The following is a 17,200-nucleotide window of genomic DNA, read 5'->3' as shown; positions in this document are numbered from 1 at the left end:
CTGTTGATAATGGAGGAGGAGATGGATATGACAGAGCACACTATAGCGAGCAGACTCGAAGCATTAGGGGTTGTCCTGCCCGAGGCTAGTGAACCGGCGGCAAAATACGCTAACTACGTAATTGTTAATGGTTTATGTTTTGTGTCGGGAAAAGGACCAGCGGGCCATCCCAAAGGAAAGCTGGGACAAGATTACACTACCGAGGAAGGCTACCATTTTGCACGTTTAACGGGTATAGAAATCCTTGCCGTCCTGAAGACAGCTTTAGGTTCTTTGGACAAAGTGAAAAGAGTAGTCAAAATTCAAGGCTTCGTTAATGCAGATCCCCTTTTTGAAGAACATCATAAAGTGCTTAACGGTTGTTCAGATTTAATGCTTGAGGTGTTCGGAGACAAGGGTGTTCATGCTCGTTCTGTATTGGGTGCTGTTTCTGTAAGGGATAATCTTCCGATCATTATTGATTCCATTTTTGAAGTTGAGGAACCTGTCTAGCCGGCTCCATGAGGCATATTTAAAAAGAGGACTATGATACCGAAAGGTGATCGTAGTCCTCTTTTTTTTAGGTGCTTATGCCGTAGGTAGATGCTTACCCCAAAATTTGTAACAAAACTAATCGCCCTTTTTTTAGTAACAATAGGTGTACATATCAATCAACGAGGTGATGACATCATGAAATTTCAAAAGAAAGCTATGTTACTTTTACTACTTACATCTATGCTCTATACTGCTCCGGCCTATGCGGCGACAACGCCTCAGACTCCGGTTACAGCCGTCTATCTGGATGATCAACAGTTACAATTGGGGGCTCAGCCCTTGTTAGTAAACGATACAGTACTAGTCCCTATGCGCAAGTTATTTGAAGCTCAGGGGGCAAAGATTACTTGGAATAATGATACCAAGACCGTTAAGGCAACCAAGGGAGACCTGGTGCTGACCTATCGTATTGGTGATCAGGCAGCGAATAAAAATGGCCAGTCCTTAAGTGTAACGGTTCCCGGCCAGATTGCCGGCGGTTATACGATGATGCCACTGCGTTTTGTCAGCGAAGCTTTGGGCAGCACTGTGAAGTGGGATACCACTACTCGTGCCGTTCGTATCTACTCGGCACTGGATTACGATACGACAATTCTGTATGGGGTTAACCTGCGAAGTTTGCCAGACTCGTCAGCCCAATCAACGGTGCTGCAAATGTTGTCAGCAGGAGATAAGGTACATGTGGTTAGAGAAGTAGATGCTTTATGGTTAGAAGTACGAACACAGGATAACAAGAGTGGCTATATATCTGCTAAACCCAAATATAGCAATTATACTAGTACGACTCTTGTAGAGCGGCAGGGAAGCGAGCTGCTTGCTTACGGAGAAAAATATCTGGGAACACCTTATGAATTTGGTGCTGCTACTGACCAGACGTCTACCTTTGACTGTTCTTCCTTTGTAGGACATGTATTTAAGGATGTGTTGGCAATTGACCTGCCACGTGTCTCTTACAATCAGGCTAAAGAGGGCAAAGAGGTTGGAATTAACGAGCTGCGCAAAGGGGACCTGTTATTCTTCAGTGCACGAGGACTCGATATTGGGCATGTGGCGATTTACGCGGGAAATAATCAGATCCTACATACGTACTCCAAGGAGCTTGGCGTTCATTATGAAGCCTTAAGTGACAAGTGGAAGAAACGTTTGGTCACGGCTCGCAGATTGTTTTAGCTAGGTAATAATTAGGCTATAATTATCACGGTGTGGAAAAGTTGAAATCCCCTCTCCATTAAAATTTATTTGCAGGCATAAAGACGGTTTTTGAGTCTCTTTTCCGTCTATGTTATGAGCTTGATGTTAAGGAGGAAAATAGTGACTTGTACGGACGCAGAACTGGTAGATAAGGTGTGTAAAGGTGACATGGATGCATTCAGTGTACTTATCGGCAAATATTCCAATGCAGTATACGGGGTTGCTTATGGTAAATTGGGTGATTTTCATACCGCACAAGACATTGCCCAAGAGGTTTTTGTTAAAACCTATCGCAAATTACCTGACTTAAAGGAGCCTGAGAAACTCGCCAGTTGGTTATATGCGGTTACTGCACGGGAATGCATGGATTGGTTTAGGTCAAATAAAAAGAAAACTGCTTACGAATTCATGCAAAAAATGGAGGTTCCGCATCCAGAATCTACCGAAGATCAGCTGCTCAGAAAAGAACTCCAGCAAGATGTGTGGAAAGCCTTAAACACCCTATCAGAAGCTAACCGTATAGTCACAATTCTCTACTATATCGACAATTACAAGGTTAGGGAAATCGCCGATTTCCTTGATTTATCCAGCGAAGCTGTTGAGAGTAGACTCCGCAGATCAAGAGCGATCTTAAAAAGGGAGATGTTGAGTACAGTGAATAATAATCTTAGTGAAAACAAATTACAGGACGAATTTAAGAAGAGAGTCTTTCAGGATGAAAGAATGACTGAAACGAATTTTCGTCGTGTGGCTATGGGCCAAAGTGAATTTGATGATATTGATATGCATAAAACAAACTTCTCCAATGTAAATATGGAGGGGACCGGATTCGATAATATTAATATGAGCAGTACTACCTTTAATGACATCAATATGCATTCTGTTAAGTTTAATGAAGTGGGGCTGTGGGAAATAGAGGTTAGTAATAGTGAATTAGGGGAGGCTTATTTCCACGATATTCATTTGTACGGTAAAGGCAATAAGTTTGAGCGATGCCAGCTAAACGGGACATCCTTTGTAGATTGTGATCTTTCGAATGTAGATATAAGAGACTGCAATCTTTCAGGCGTCACAGTAAATGGGATTTCATTAGAGCTATTGTTAGACAGCTATAATAAAAGGAAATAGACTATATAAATCATAGATTTAATCGGAAACCACTTCTTTCTAGGAGTGGTTTTTGAGTTTAGGGTATAATGGATGAAGAGTGTACAGCACAACCTATAGGAGTGAAAAATAGATGAAGCGCATCACCATTTTAATTGCGGATGATGAGGCGGAAATTGCCGACTTGGTGGCCTTGCATTTGCAAAAAGAGGGGTATCATATCCTCAAAGTGTCCGATGGAAGGGCAGCGGTACAAGCCATTGAGTCGCAAACGATAGATTTGGCGATTCTGGATATCATGATGCCGGGGCTGGATGGTTACGAGGTCACCCGCCATATTCGGGAGCATCATCATCTGCCGATTATTTTTCTGAGTGCTAAAACTTCCGATCTTGATAAAATCACCGGACTGGTTATGGGCGCAGATGATTATATGACCAAACCGTTTAACCCAATGGAGCTGGTCGCCCGGGTCAATTCCCAGTTGCGGCGCTCCATACAATTCAGTCAGCCCGCTGCCATACCTAAATCGGTGCTAGAGGTTCGGGGATTGATGATTTCACCGGATGAGCATACGGTTACTCTTTATGGTGAGGTTATTGAGCTAACTCCAAAAGAGTTTGATATTTTGCACTTATTGGTCAGCCATCCTAAGCAGGTGTTTAGTGCGGAGAACATTTTTCAACAGGTGTGGGGCGATGCTTATTATGAGAGTGGGAACACGGTCATGGTGCATATCCGTACCTTGCGCAAAAAGCTCGGTGAAGACATCAATAAGAATAAATTCATTAAGACGATCTGGGGCGTTGGATATACTTTTAATGGGTAAAGCCAGTGAGATTTATTTATTTTAAGAAAAACTTTATATTTGTCCTGCTTTTTCTTTAAAGTGTCTTCGTTATTCTATTCCTATCAAGGAAATGGGAGGACATTGCTGATGAAGAAGTGGGGCTTTTTGGCGTTGGTTGTGTTGTTGCTTGGGTATGCAGCGGCTCGTTATTTACCGAATACGGGTAATTTAGGATACGATGATAAGATTCGCAAAGAATCTATTAGAAATAACAATAGCTTAGAGGTAGTAACACAAGATCAAGTGTATCAAGGGGATTTGTTGCTGGTGAACAAACAATACCCGGTACATGAGGATAGTGTGAAGTCTGATATCGTGACCTTATATGAGCAGGCGGATCTGGTGCAGGGTTATGGGCTGCTGGATACCTCGATTCGTTTGTCTGAAAGTGTAGCGCATAAATTCAATAAGATGGTCAAAGCTGCCGAAAAAGAGGGTGTGAATCATTTTTTAATTAGCAGCGGGTACAGGGACTTTGAAGAGCAAGAGAAATTATATCAGGAAAAAGGTTCGGACTATGCTTTACCGGCGCAATATAGTGAACATAATTTAGGATTATCTCTGGATATCGGATCGTCCCAATCAGAAATGAGTAAAGCGCCTGAAGGAAAATGGCTGCAAAAAAATGCCTGGAAATACGGCTTTATTCTCCGCTATCCGAAAGACAAAACCGAGATTACGGGGATAAAATATGAACCCTGGCATTTCCGTTATGTAGGGTTGCCGCACAGCGCCATTATTCATGAGAAAGGGCTTGTGCTAGAACAATATTTGGATTTCTTGAAAGAGAACAAAGAGATTTCAACAACAGTAGACGGCAAGGCTTATACAGTAAGTTATTTTCCGGTATCCAAATACACTACGATCAAAATTCCACAGGAAGGGCAATATATGACGTCAGGCGATAACATGGATGGCATAATTGTTACTACATATTAATGACTAAAGAGCCGAAAAAAAAGTCTGCTATAAACCTTTTGCTGGCAGCGATATTTATCGTCTATATGTATTTTTTAATCCGAATTATTTTATTTAAAGGTGCACCAGTGAACTTATTATCGCTTTGGGAGCAAGCGGGACGTATGTTTGAACATCCAGACCGGATTTTTAATCGGCGAGGCAACTATATCCCTTTTAAGGAGATCTCCCGGGGGATGGACGATCTGTCGCTTTCAGATCCTTTTTCATCGATTAATTTAGTAGGGAATTTGTTGGCCTTTATTCCGTTTGGGATCTTGGTGCCCATGCTGTTATCGCAAAAAGTAAGGCTGTTTCGAAGAGTTTTCTTCCTCTCGCTGGCGCTGAGCTTCTGTTTTGAATTCACACAATTAGTATTGTATATCGGCACCTTTGATGTGGATGATCTTATTTTGAACACTGGCGGCGGGGTGGCTGGTTACTGTATCTATAGACTGTTGACTTCTTTCGGATGGATTGCATCTATATCAAAGCGGTGTTAGTATTTGTGGATATAGATCTAGGGTAGAAGGGGCATGGTATGAAAAAGCGTATTTCGGATATTGTTTCCATCATTGTAGGAGCTTTGTTATTCTCCTTGGCCGTTAATTTGTTTGTGATTCCGAACGAGTTCGGTGAAGGCGGGGTCACGGGACTGACTATGATTACTTACTATTTGTATCAGTGGTCACCCGGTATTGTTAGTTTGATTCTTAACGCTTTATTATTAATTGTGGGGTACAAATTTCTAGACAAAACTACGACGGTATACACGATTATTGCGGTGTTTTTCAATTCGTTATTCCTGATTCTTACGAAAAATTGGAATATTGGCAGCGATGAGTTGATAATTAATGCAATATTCGGGGGTATCTTCTCAGGTGTGGGTATCGGGCTAATTATACGAGTGGGTGGAACGACTGCAGGGTCAACCATCATCGCCAGAATTCTACATAAATATTTGGACTGGAATGTTAGTTACGCGCTACTGCTCGTTGATTTAATTGTGGTGTTCGCTTCGTATTTCATCATTGGAGTACAAAGTCTGATGTTTACGATCGTGATGCTCTATGTAGCCACTAAGATAATGGACTTCATTATTGAGGGAGTGAACCCTAAGAAGGCTGTTACGATTGTATCCCAAGAGCAGGACAAAATTGCTGAACAGGTTAATGGAATTATGGATAGAGGCGTCACAGTAATATATGGCCGTGGGTACTATACCAAGACACCTAAAGAGCTGCTGTATATTGTGATTAGCAAGCAGGAAGTGACTATGCTTAAGAAAATCGTCAAATCCATTGATAAAGAGGCGTTTATTACCATCCACGATGTACGAGATGTATTCGGAGAAGGTTTTGTGGAGCTGTCAAAATAATAAGATAAAAAGCTATCCCGGAAGCTATAATGGCTGCTTGGATAGTTTTTTTGATTTCGGGTACGTTATTGTGATGGATATCATTGCAATTATTGAATCGTTCACATTTTTTCAATTTCCGGTGTGATTGAACGCACACTATGGGATGTTCAGCTTCTATATGCTTTTTATAGAGGAATTAATTTATTGCAGGGAAGAGGGTATTTAGATGTTAAATCAACAAACCATTGAAATCATAAAATCAACGGTGCCCGTATTGCAGGTTCATGGGAAGACCATCACAACTACTTTCTATGGCATGTTATTTGAAAATCATCCGGAGTTACTAAATATATTTAATCATGCCAACCAACGGGAAGGTAAACAGCAGACTGCACTCGCTAACGCCGTACTCGCGGCGGCAATGAATATTGATCAGCTGGGAAATATTTTGCCTGTGGTAAAACAGATTGCGGAGAAACATCGGGCATTGGGAGTATTACCTGAACATTATCCCATCGTAGGTGAGACTTTGTTAGCTGCTATTGGGCAAGTACTTGGCGATGCGGCGACGCCGGAAATTATTGATGCTTGGGCAAAGGCGTATGGCGTGATTGCAGATGCCTTTATTGGTGTCGAAGCAGAGAAGTATCGTGAAGCTGCCGAAATTCCCGGGGGTTGGAGTGGATTTAGAAACTTTGTGGTTACTAAGAAGGTTAAAGAAAGTGAACTTATTACTTCCTTCTACCTTTCTCCTGAGGATGGAGGGGCTATAGCTTCTTACTTGCCGGGTCAATACATCACGGTTCGTGTTCAGCCTGAGGGAGAGGAATACACCCATGTTCGCCACTATAGTTTGTCCAGTGCGCCGGGACAGTCGTATTACCGCATCACAGTTAAACGGGAAGGTGAAGGGCCGGATAAACCGGCTGGAGTCGTATCTACTTTCCTTCATGATGTCGTACAAGTGGGAGCTATATTGGAAGTAAGCTCGCCAGCAGGTGATTTCGTACTAAATAAAGATAGTGATCGTCCAGTGGTTCTTATCAGTGGTGGGGTTGGACTAACCCCTATGGTAAGTATGCTGGAGACATTAATTGCTACGCAGCCAGAACGAGAGGTAACGTACATTCATGCAGCCATCAATGGAAGCTTGCATGCTATGAAAGAAATGGTGGCGGATTTGGAGCAGTCCCATCCTACCCTACGATCCTATGTATGTTATGAAACTCCAAGTGAAGGAGATACGTTCCATAAAACAGGTTATATTGATCTAGCTTGGTTGCAAGAAGTAACAGACGTAAACTCTGAATTCTATTTCTGCGGACCGACTCCTTTTATGAAGGCGATATATAAGGCTCTTAAGGAATGGAAGGTGGCTGAAGACAGAATTCATTATGAATTCTTCGGCCCGGCTGGAAGTTTGGAAGCCTAAGCTGTAAAACCAAAAGAGCGTCCCAGTCCTAATGACTGTGACGCTCTTTTTTACAATAGAAGTTTATTTGAAGGCAGCGAATGGGTTAGTTCCCTTTGGTAATATTGAACTGAAATTAAAGGTGTACGTAGGAATTCCAGCCGCATAAGGGGCAATTTCGTACTGTTGGTAGAAGATTGCAAGGCCACTCTCGGAAACGTAGAAGTTTGGTTTTTCTGTTAGTCCGCCAGGTGTATCTGGAAAAGCTAGCTCCTTGGTGCTTTCCTTCAACATTTTATCTAATTTTTGTTTGTAGTTTGGCTCTGCCTTCAGCAGGTCCTTAAGTTCAATTGGTCTGCCGTCTTTCAGCGAGAAGGTAAATCCTTCACGAAGGGCTCCACCATGAGCTCCACCAGTATAGCCATATTGATCAGTCACGATGCTCAGAACCCCTTCACGGTTAAAGGAGACAACAAAAGTTTGAGAGAAGTCATATTTATTCTCTATAGTACCATCTCTACGGCTAGCCTGTTCTTCACTCTCTGCGACGAATTGTTCAGCTTGCTTTTTGAAGATCGCATTAATCTTAGTCTGCACTTCATCCGTTAAGCCACTGATTTTTGGATACTGTACTTTGATACTAGCATTTTTATTGCTCTTATCTAAGGTTTCAGAGGTGATTTTGATGTCATTCATTACTTTTTTACTTAGATCAAGTGATTTCAATGAAGGATTATAAACGCCTTGCACTCCTAAATAGTCAGACAAGAGTTTGAACGGAACATAAATCCGGTCGTTGATGACCTTCACATCATGACTGCCGGTCATGCTATAAATGTAATAGCCATTCAGGGTTGTACTAACACCGTAATCTGAGACCTCCATGTCCAGCTTCATGGAATCGCTGCCTACACTATAAGTTTTGGTGCTTGCATTATAGTTAATGGAGAGGCCAAAAGCATCCCGTAGTACAGTTAAAGGGATCATGGTGTTGCCGTTTACTATTTTCGCTTGCTGCGATAAGGTCTGGCCTTTATATTTAAGCACTACAGAGGGTTGCTGTGCGGCTTGTTTTACTGTACTTCCTCCGGTAGCTGCGGCTTGAACTGAGGTTCCTCCTACTAGTCCCGACCCTCCAAGCAATACTCCAGCAGCCAAGATGGCTGAGGTCCATTTCATACTTTTATTCATAACTTAATCTCTCCTTCCCAAGGATGGGCTTATGTAGTTGCAATATGATATTTTTTCCTCTATCACTCCTACAATTATACCTAGGTCCCAAATAGATTTGATTACAAAGGCGGTTACAGTGTTGTTGCATAGATATGCAAAAGGTATATACTTTTTAACCATTTTGTACGATTAAGACACTAGCATTAAGAATGTAAAGTAATTACGGTGAGTTCGGGGCGACAATTAAAGCGAACAGGCATACGAGTTACTCCTATCCCGCGAGTGGTATAGACCTGAAGTTGGCTGTTGGGCAGTTGATATAATCCACTTGAATATTTATTTCCGTGAGGCGGGGTATATAAAGCTCCGACAATTGGAAACCGCACTTGGCCTCCGTGACTATGACCAGACAATTGCAGATCTATAGGCAGCTTGCAAAAGTCATCGGCGAAATCAGGTTCATGGGCAAGGAGAATTGTGCAAGCCTCTTCCGGGATATGAAGCAGCGCTTGGGCGATATCTGCTTTTCCGACCCAAGGATCATCTATTCCGGCAATATAGAGCTTGTCCGTACCTTGGGTTAAGACGATATGTTCATTATGGAGCACGTGGAAGCCCGATTGTGTTAGCCCGATTGTGTTAGCCCTTTCGTTACAACCTTTCTGGTCCCAAAAGCATCATGATTGCCTAATACTGCAAATTGTCCAAAAGGAGCCCGCAACTGAGAGCACAAGGCTACGGCTTCTGAAATATAATCGGCTGAATGATCTAATAAATCGCCGGTGAAGCAGATCAGATCTGGCTTTACCTGTTGAATTTGCTGCGCTAGCTCCGTTAAAGCTTGCGGCTTGGAATATACCCCCTGATGTAAATCGCTAAAATGAACGATACGAAATTTATCGAAGGCTGGAGAAAGTCTAGGGAGTGTAATATCTACGTATTTGATTTCCAGCCAGTAGGGTTCGATCCAATGTGAATAGATACCGGATGCACCAGCTGTTCCAAGAAGGCCTAGAGTTACTTGAGCGCTTTTCTGTAGAAATTGTCGTCTGCTAATAGTATTCATAAACAAATCATACGTGGGGATTGTTACTCTACTATGACAATATTCATTTAATAACCCATTGTGACGATAAAACTACATATACATTTTTTTTATATGGGAGATGAAGAGATGAGTATTATCGATGCCTTAGTCCTCGCAGCACCTTATTTCAAAAAGATTCACTCGCAGGATATTATGATTGGAATCACGGACAGGGAGATCTTCCATTATTACGCACCGAGTAAAGTTATTGATCTCGGATTGGTTAAGGGTAACCCTATCCCGCCTGAAGATCTGTCGCTTTCAAATGGACTGAAAGGTATAGCAAGCTCTAACCGAATCCCAGCAGAAATTTATGGAGCTCCTGTAATCTCAACATGTGTACCTATCTACGGAACGGATGATGATGTAATCGGGGTTTTTGCCATTGCGTATACACTAGAGAACGAGAATAAGCTTGAAGGATTCACAGATGAGATTAATGAGATAAGCAGTCATCTAATGGAGATGGTGCAGAGCGTAGCTGCCCAATCTCAGGAATTATCAGCAACCTCGCAGCAAATATTAGATAATACGCGTAGAGCCGTAACAGAATCACAAGAAGTGAATAAGGTTGCCGGCTTCATTCGTGAGATTTCTGAGCAGACGAACCTGCTTGGGCTGAATGCGGCAATCGAAGCCGCGCGTGTAGGAGAGCAAGGGGCAGGTTTTGGGGTGGTTGCTACGGAAGTACGCAAACTGTCCGTTAACACTAAAGAAGCAACCCATAATATTGAAAAATCACTGAGTGATGTTCAAAAGTCCATTAAGCAAATGGAGCAAGAAATTGAAGCGATCTCTGCTTCTTCACACTCACAAGCAGAATTGGTCACTGAATTCAGCGGTGTCATTGAGCGCCTGAATAAAGCGAGTAATGAAATGACGTCCTTTATGCAATCCATTATCCAGTAGATAGTGAATGCATAAGATGACTTCACCCAAACCATGCTAGAAGAGAACAGGCGCATTTCAGAAGGGAGCGTATTTCATTTATGAAACAACCCGATTCCAGTCTGCAAGCGAATGACAATGTAACTCAAGCCAAAAATTCTTTGGGCAAGCTTCATTTCTCTGTCTCTCAGGCACTTAGTCATCCAACAGAACAGACTTTGGCACAGGCTGAGAACCGCCTGGCACATACTGAGCAGGCGATTCAGCAAGCTCAGGACTGGCTAGGTCCTCAAGGTGTGGAGTTGGCTGAAGAACTGTTGACCGAGGATAAGAGCAGACTTGCCTCATTGAATAAGCAAGGGAAACGTTCAGAGCGCTAAATGTTCCTGCCACAACCTGTGAAGCTCCAAGCTTCACGGGTTGTTCTTATGCGCTTTTCCCTGAAAGATGTGGCATAGGAAGAGGGATGTTATACTGGATTGAGAGTTTAAGCAAGGGTTTAGATGGGGGATAAGGGATATGAATGGCAAGCACATCGAAGAATTAACCCGGCAGGTGGAAGCTTTCATTCGACAATGTTACGCTGAACTAGACAAGTCTGAAGCCGAGACGGATCATCGCATCCTAGCCGTACATGAGGAAATTAACCAATCAGGCAGTTACACACATACAACGGAAGAATTAGCGCATGGTGCAAGAATGGCCTGGCGCCACAATAGCCGCTGCATTGGGCGTCTTTTTTGGCAATCCATTGAGCTAATCGATGAACGCCAAGCAGAGACTGAGGAACAAGTTGCTGAAGCGTTGCTGCGACATCTGGAAAAGGCGAACAACGGAGGACGTATTCGTTCACTCATCACGGTCTTCCGCAGCGGAGAAGATCCGAATCAGCGGATTCGGATCTGGAACCACCAATTGATTCGTTATGCCGGTTATCCTGGCGATGAAGAACACGGACGTGCAGGCGATCCGGCATCGGATGAATTCACAAAAATGTGCCAGCAACTAGGTTGGCAAGGAACGGGTGGCGATTATGATGTGTTGCCGTTAGTGATAAGTATTGGCAACGGGCATCCCTACGTTTTCCCTATTCCTGATCACTTCATTCAGGAGGTACCGTTAACACATCCTGAAATTGAACGTTTTGCTGAGCTTCAGCTTCGTTGGTATTCTGTACCCATTATCGCGGACATGCAGTTGGAAATTGGCGGTATTCTGTACACGGCTGCTCCTTTTAACGGTTGGTACATGGAGACTGAAATCGGCTCGCGTAACTTAGGGGATACCGGACGATACAACACTTTGCCAGCTATAGCTGATGTGATGGGACTGGATCGCTCCAGCAACACAACGCTTTGGAAGGATAGGGCGCTTCTTGAGCTGAATCGCGCAGTGCTGTATTCCTTCAAGCAAGCAGGTGTCAGCATCGTGGATCACCATACAGCAGCAGATCAATTTGTTCGATTCCAGCAACAGGAGAACGAGCAGGGGCGCCAAGTCTCAGGGCGCTGGTCCTGGTTGATTCCGCCTATGTCACCCTCGTCTACACCGATTTGGCATGATCGTACGTTAAAAGAATATGATTTCAGCCCTCGTTTTCTTTATCAACAATCACCCGTCGCAACCTGCCCATTTCACTAGCTAACGAAGGCAGTATATAGGTCGCAACTTGAATCTGGATAGAGGCAATTTCCTTGGAAATGTCTCTTTTTGTTTTGACTATAGAAAAAGCGCCAAGTTCCCCTCCTAAGGAAACTGGCGCTTTTTAGGCTTTTAAATGATCCAGAAAAATTTGTTTAAGCAGCTCAAGCTGATCGTCGGAGTCCAGATCCGATTCCAGCAGGAGAATGTTTTTTTTCATCGTTAGTTTTCTGGAAAAGAGGGCAAAGCTATTCATGAGCGTAATTAAGGTCTCTTTTACGGGGAGACCCGCACGAATAGAGCCGTCTTCTACCCCATTTTGAATGATCCTGGAGTATTCATGCCAAATTTTGCGGTTGAGTGCATTGAAGCTCAGAACATCCTCAACAGGTTCATTTGAGTGTGAGGCGTAGCTTTCGAAATTGACCATAAAAATAATACTTAGATGATTTTGATCCTGAATAAAGAAATCAAATAATTTCTCGATTTGTTCAAGACAAGTAAGGGGCAAGTCCGCTACGTATTTAAAATGATCGAGCATAGGCTCCAGCATTCGGGTGGCTACAGCCACTACGAGTTTTTCTTTTCTGGGAAAATAGCGAAATAACGTCGCAATCCCGATATTGGCTTCGCTTGCGACATCTTGCATCGTCGACTTTTCGATTCCTTTTTGTGATAATACTCGTTCTGCGGATTCGAGGATCGTAATTAATCGTTGCTGTTTACCATCGGATCTTTCTTTTTCGTATCGTGTTTTAGGATTCATGAGGGCTAGACCCTTCCATTTTTTGATTGGGATTTTCAATTATTAGTATTATATCCACCGTTTATTGGATTAAGCAAGGAGTGGTTGTAGTTCTTTTGTAAAAATGATATGATGTATATCACAGTGATAGTGTGACTATCATCACTCAAATATTATATCACAATACGATTATAGAGGAGACCTAATTATGAATCGTCTAACTAATAAAGTAGCAATTATTACAGGTGCAGGCAGCGGTATGGGCCGTGAAGAAGCCCTTTTATTGTCCAAAGAGGGTGCTACAGTTGTAGCCACTGATATTAACGAGGCTGCCGTACAAGCAGTTGTGAAGGAAATTGAAGCAAATGGTGGACAAGCAGCAGCTTATGCACATAATGTGGCTTCCGAAGAAGACTGGATCAAGGTTGTAGAAGATGTGATTAGCAAGTTCGGGAAAATCGACATTTTGGTAAACAATGCAGGGATCTCATTCCCGGTTCAATTGCTCGAATCCACTGTTGATCAATGGAACAAAGTAATGAACATCAACGTGAGCAGCGTATTCCTTGGCATGAAGCATGTTGTTCCTCAAATGAAGAACAATAAAGGTGGTTCCATCGTTAATATTTCATCCATCGCAGGTTTGACTGGCAGCAGCGGTGCTGGTGCTTATACAGCTTCTAAAGGTGCAGTTCGTATGCTAAGTAAAGCAGCAGCTGTAGACTTTGGTAAAGATAACATTCGTGTGAACTCTGTTCACCCAGGATTTATCGAAACCCCAATGAGTGCTGAATTTGTAAATAACGAAAAAATGCATAGCTTCTTTATGTCTCAGACTGCGCTGCCACGTGTTGGACGTGCTTCTGAAGTAGCTGAAGCTGTATTGTTCTTGGCTTCTGATGAAGCTTCTTACATTACAGGTGTTGAGCTGCCGGTTGATGGCGGAGTTGTAGCTAAATAATAGTCTCTAATTAAGAAACATTAAGAAGCCGTCCCATACGTAGATTTTCTCTACGCACGGGATGGCTTCTTTTGCTGTTTTAGGCCCATTTCTACCGAACATTAGCCTACACCCCTGCATACCATATAGCACTCGGATAGTAGGAGAAGGGTGTGGTGCAGAGATGGGCATCCAGTTAACAGCGCTCCATTATGTATATCTGGCATTTATCGTATTTATAATGGCACTTCTGATCAAGAGACGGGACACAACGATGATCTGTATTGCGGGCATCTTTGTACTTGGGTGGTTAGCCACGGAAACCGTCAGTGGTTCAGTCACAGGTGTATTCAACTCTTTTGTATATGCAACCAAGGAGCTAATGGGTACGATCATGATTATTTCGATTATAGTAGCCATGAGCCGGGTATTAACACGCGCGGGGATTAACGAAATCATGGTTGCTCCACTTACCCGCTTTTTGCGCACACCGTTCATAGCCTTTTGGGGGATCGGTCTGATTATGATGGTCACCTCATGGTTCTTCTGGCCTTCACCCGCAGTGGCCTTGATCGGGGTTGTGCTGCTGCCGGTTGCCATTCGAGTGGGACTGCCGGCTCTTGGAGCGGCGATGGCAATGAATTTATTTGGCCACGGGATTGCGCTCTCAGGTGATTACATTATTCAAGGTGCACCTAAACTAACAGCAGATGCGGCCGGACTTTCTGTGACCAGTGTCATGGAGGCGAGTATTCCGCTTGTAATTGTTATGGGCGTGGTGACTACGATAACGGCGTATTGGATGATGCGCAGAGATCAGAAGAAGGGAACTTGGCGAGACGGGCTTATTGCCGGGAAAAGTGCCGTGAGTGCGTTTTCTGCAGAGAATGATACGGCAGAAGATTCAGCGGTGATTCATCCAGCATTGAAACAATGGCTGGCCATCGCCATTCCCATCCTGTTTTTAGCCGATGTAGCAGGCATGTTTCTGCTCGATTTGCAGGGTGGAGACGCAACTGCCTTAGTTGGTGGTACTGCGGTGTTCATTCTGGTTGTAGTAACCTTGTTGGCACATCGTAATAAAGGATTGGAGCAAGTAACTACTTATCTGATTGATGGACTTACGTTTGGCTTCAAAGTATTTGGTCCTGTGATACCGATTGCCGCTTTTTTCTATCTGGGGGATTCGGCGTTTGCTGAATTATTCGGCAAAGTGCTGCCCGCCGCATCTCAGGGGATTGTAAATGATCTAGGGGTCGCTCTAGCGCATAACGTTCCTCTGAACGGCGCAGTGGGTGCTGTGACCGCAACTATAACCGGAGCCATTACAGGCCTAGATGGTTCAGGGTTCTCGGGCATTTCACTTGCCGGGTCTATTGGGAAATTGTTTGCGGTGGCCACACATTCCGATGCGGCGACTTTAACTGCGCTGGGTCAGGTAGCTGCCATTTGGGTGGGTGGAGGCACGCTGATTCCGTGGGCATTGATTCCGGCGGCCGCTATTTGCGGAGTAAGCCCCTTTGAGCTGGCGAGACGGAATGTTAAGCCTGTATTGATTGGGCTGGTAGTCACGACGATTGTCGCCATGTTTCTGGTGTAGAGGTTGGATAACTATAGGAAACCAAAAAAAGGCTGCCGAGAAGATCTCGGGCAGCCTTTGGGTGTCTTTAATGTATCCCTTTCATGAAATTCTGAATTTTGGAAGAGAATAGGAAGAGGATAAGCGCAAGGATAAGGGCCACTCCACCAATTACTCCAAAGTACATCATTTCGGTATCTGGGGTATAGAACTTTACAATTTGAGCATTAATTGCTTGAGCAGCGGCATTCGATAAGAACCACATACTCATCATTTGAGCGGTAAAAGCCGCCGGTGCCAGTTTGGTCGTTGCTGATAAGCCCACAGGGGACAAGCATAACTCCCCGATTACGATGATAAAATAGCTGAGTACCAGCCATAATGGATTCACAAGTGAATTAGCTCCACCGAAATAAGCAGGTACTAGAATCACCAGGAAGGATAAACCGGCAAACAATAAACCAAGCGAGAACTTTTGCGGAATCGAGGGTTGACGGTTACCGAGCTTTAACCACAACCAGGCAAATATAGGTGCAAGAGTGATAATAAACAGCGGGTTAAGCGATTGGAACCAAGCAGGAGAAATGTGTAAGCCTGCAAAATCCAATTGGGTCCGTTTATCAGCAAAACTAGCTAGAACTGTGGAAGTCTGCTCTTGAATCGCCCAGAACATAATCGATGCGATAAATAAAGGAATGTATGCGAGAATTCTTGACCGTTCAACGGCCGTTGTTTTGGGACTGCGGTACATCATAATAAAATACATCGTAGGAATAAGTAAGCCTAATACCCCTACTATTTTTATTAATGTTTCAAAGGTAAGCACTCCGGTAAGAATGCCGATCGTAATCAAAATCGCAAGTACAACTAATCCTACACCAATCCAAGTAAAGATTTTTTTCTTCTGATCTGCAGGAATAGGGTTGTGTACAATCGTACCGGCCAGACCCAGATTTTTTGTGCGAGTCATAATATAAACGACTAGTCCAACAAACATTCCGACTGCGGCAATCGAGAAACCTAGATGGAAATTATTCATGCCTACTGCGCCAACAATTAGTGGGGAGAGAAATCCTCCCAGGTTAATGCCCATATAAAAAATGCTGAAGGCAGCGTCACGGCGGTTATCCTGCTCGCTATAAATTTCGCCGACAATACTTGAAACATTGGGTTTCAGTAGACCCGTTCCGAGTACGATTAAAACCATCGAAGCAAAAAACAATGTGGTATTGCCTGGAATAGCCAGTAGTATATGCCCGAACATGATTAAAACGCCGCCGTAGAAAACAGCCCTCGAAGTCCCGAGAAGCCGATCCGCAAGCCAGCCTCCAATGATCCCTGACATATATACAAGCGATCCATAGATAGACATAATAGAAAGTGCCATATCTTCAGGTAATCCGAGACCGCCTTGGGTCACTTCATAATACATGTAGTAGACAAGGATAGCTCGCATGCCATAATAAGAGAAACGCTCCCAAAATTCTGTGAAGAAAAGGGTGAAAAGTCCCTTAGGATGTCCGAAGAAACCCTTTTGCGGGACGCTATCTACTATTTTTTGCCGGTCTGTTACTGCCATGAATCAAATCCTCCTAGATGACAAATATCTATATATCATGATGCAAACGCCTCTATTTTATTTATAATCCTCTCCTGTCTAAGACCGCAACCCTTGGGCAGGAAGGTTTTGAATAATGCTATATTTTTAAGTAATATTTCCATTAGATCAATCGAACT

At 43.5% G+C, this 17,200-nt stretch carries 18 protein-coding genes; 13 read left to right on the top strand and 5 right to left on the bottom strand.

All coding sequences use genetic code 11. The features are described 5' to 3' along the window. Positions 1-27: 27 nt before the first annotated feature. The 8 genes from NYE58_RS35020 to hmpA all read left to right on the top strand — a co-directional run bounded on the left by NYE58_RS35020 (position 28) and on the right by hmpA (position 7,431). Complete coding sequence (locus NYE58_RS35020; protein ID WP_076132951.1) at positions 28-492, top strand: RidA family protein; 465 nt, start codon at positions 28-30, stop codon at positions 490-492. A gap of 177 nt (positions 493-669) precedes the next feature. Beyond that, positions 670-1,704, top strand: a complete 1,035-nt coding sequence (locus NYE58_RS35015; RefSeq protein WP_341004128.1) for a C40 family peptidase — start codon at positions 670-672, stop codon at positions 1,702-1,704. A gap of 141 nt (positions 1,705-1,845) precedes the next feature. Then, on the top strand, positions 1,846-2,853 hold the full coding sequence (locus NYE58_RS35010) for a sigma-70 family RNA polymerase sigma factor (protein WP_076218804.1): 1,008 nt from the start codon (positions 1,846-1,848) through the stop codon (positions 2,851-2,853). A gap of 112 nt (positions 2,854-2,965) precedes the next feature. Next, positions 2,966-3,661 (top strand): response regulator transcription factor, encoded by a 696-nt coding sequence (locus NYE58_RS35005; protein WP_076124136.1) that lies wholly within the window; start codon positions 2,966-2,968, stop codon positions 3,659-3,661. Positions 3,662-3,769: 108 nt separating this feature from the next. Beyond that, entirely contained in the window at positions 3,770-4,621 is an 852-nt protein-coding gene (locus NYE58_RS35000) for a M15 family metallopeptidase (RefSeq protein ID WP_076124134.1), read from the top strand. Continuing rightward, positions 4,621-5,142 (top strand): VanZ family protein, encoded by a 522-nt coding sequence (locus NYE58_RS34995; protein WP_076124132.1) that lies wholly within the window; start codon positions 4,621-4,623, stop codon positions 5,140-5,142. Before NYE58_RS35000 ends, NYE58_RS34995 begins: the two co-directional genes overlap by 1 nt. Positions 5,143-5,180: 38 nt before the next feature. Continuing rightward, a complete protein-coding gene (locus NYE58_RS34990; protein WP_036682251.1) occupies positions 5,181-6,017 on the top strand; it encodes a YitT family protein in 837 nt (278 codons plus the stop codon). Positions 6,018-6,225: 208 nt separating this feature from the next. After that, positions 6,226-7,431 carry an NO-inducible flavohemoprotein gene (gene hmpA, locus NYE58_RS34985; protein WP_076218803.1) on the top strand — a complete coding sequence of 402 codons (1,206 nt, stop codon included), beginning with the start codon at positions 6,226-6,228 and terminating at the stop codon, positions 7,429-7,431. 63 nt (positions 7,432-7,494) lie between these two features. On the opposite strand, the gene NYE58_RS34980 is transcribed toward hmpA, so the two are convergent. From NYE58_RS34980 to NYE58_RS34970, 3 genes are all read right to left on the bottom strand, one after another. Beyond that, a complete protein-coding gene (locus NYE58_RS34980) occupies positions 7,495-8,601 on the bottom strand; it encodes a PdaC/SigV domain-containing protein (protein WP_076218802.1) in 1,107 nt (368 codons plus the stop codon). A gap of 185 nt (positions 8,602-8,786) precedes the next feature. Beyond that, entirely contained in the window at positions 8,787-9,191 is a 405-nt protein-coding gene (locus NYE58_RS34975; RefSeq protein ID WP_341004127.1) for a metallophosphoesterase, read from the bottom strand. Positions 9,192-9,208: 17 nt separating this feature from the next. After that, positions 9,209-9,649, bottom strand: a complete 441-nt coding sequence (locus tag NYE58_RS34970) for a metallophosphoesterase (RefSeq protein ID WP_341004126.1) — start codon at positions 9,647-9,649, stop codon at positions 9,209-9,211. A gap of 108 nt (positions 9,650-9,757) precedes the next feature. Between NYE58_RS34970 and NYE58_RS34965 the strand changes: the two genes are divergently transcribed. The 3 genes from NYE58_RS34965 (at position 9,758) to NYE58_RS34955 (ending at position 12,199) form a co-directional block, all read left to right on the top strand. Further along, positions 9,758-10,579, top strand: a complete 822-nt coding sequence (locus tag NYE58_RS34965; protein WP_036682244.1) for a methyl-accepting chemotaxis protein — start codon at positions 9,758-9,760, stop codon at positions 10,577-10,579. Between the two features lie 80 nt (positions 10,580-10,659). Further along, complete coding sequence (locus tag NYE58_RS34960) at positions 10,660-10,938, top strand: hypothetical protein (RefSeq protein WP_038573810.1); 279 nt, start codon at positions 10,660-10,662, stop codon at positions 10,936-10,938. A 139-nt stretch (positions 10,939-11,077) separates the two neighbouring features. After that, positions 11,078-12,199, top strand: coding sequence for a nitric oxide synthase oxygenase (locus tag NYE58_RS34955; RefSeq protein ID WP_341004124.1), 1,122 nt, complete (start codon positions 11,078-11,080; stop codon positions 12,197-12,199). Between the two features lie 124 nt (positions 12,200-12,323). On the opposite strand, the gene NYE58_RS34950 is transcribed toward NYE58_RS34955, so the two are convergent. Then, positions 12,324-12,965, bottom strand: coding sequence for a TetR/AcrR family transcriptional regulator (locus NYE58_RS34950; RefSeq protein WP_076124124.1), 642 nt, complete (start codon positions 12,963-12,965; stop codon positions 12,324-12,326). Between the two features lie 187 nt (positions 12,966-13,152). Here NYE58_RS34950 and NYE58_RS34945 point away from each other — a divergent pair, with 187 nt between their 5' ends. Next, a complete protein-coding gene (locus NYE58_RS34945) occupies positions 13,153-13,905 on the top strand; it encodes an SDR family NAD(P)-dependent oxidoreductase (protein ID WP_038573803.1) in 753 nt (250 codons plus the stop codon). Positions 13,906-14,068: 163 nt separating this feature from the next. Continuing rightward, positions 14,069-15,484 carry a hypothetical protein gene (locus NYE58_RS34940; RefSeq protein WP_341004123.1) on the top strand — a complete coding sequence of 472 codons (1,416 nt, stop codon included), beginning with the start codon at positions 14,069-14,071 and terminating at the stop codon, positions 15,482-15,484. Positions 15,485-15,551: 67 nt separating this feature from the next. Here NYE58_RS34940 and NYE58_RS34935 read toward each other — a convergent pair whose 3' ends face one another. Continuing rightward, positions 15,552-17,042: a peptide MFS transporter gene (locus NYE58_RS34935; RefSeq protein WP_076219954.1), complete on the bottom strand. Its 1,491-nt coding sequence runs from the start codon at positions 17,040-17,042 to the stop codon at positions 15,552-15,554. Positions 17,043-17,200 lie beyond the last annotated feature (158 nt).

Origin of the sequence: Paenibacillus sp. FSL L8-0708 (assembly GCF_038009325.1) — a bacterium.
In the GTDB taxonomy this organism is placed as follows: Bacteria; Bacillota; Bacilli; order Paenibacillales; family Paenibacillaceae; genus Paenibacillus_AQ; species Paenibacillus_AQ odorifer.
This window is presented reverse-complemented; position numbering and strand designations above follow the sequence as displayed.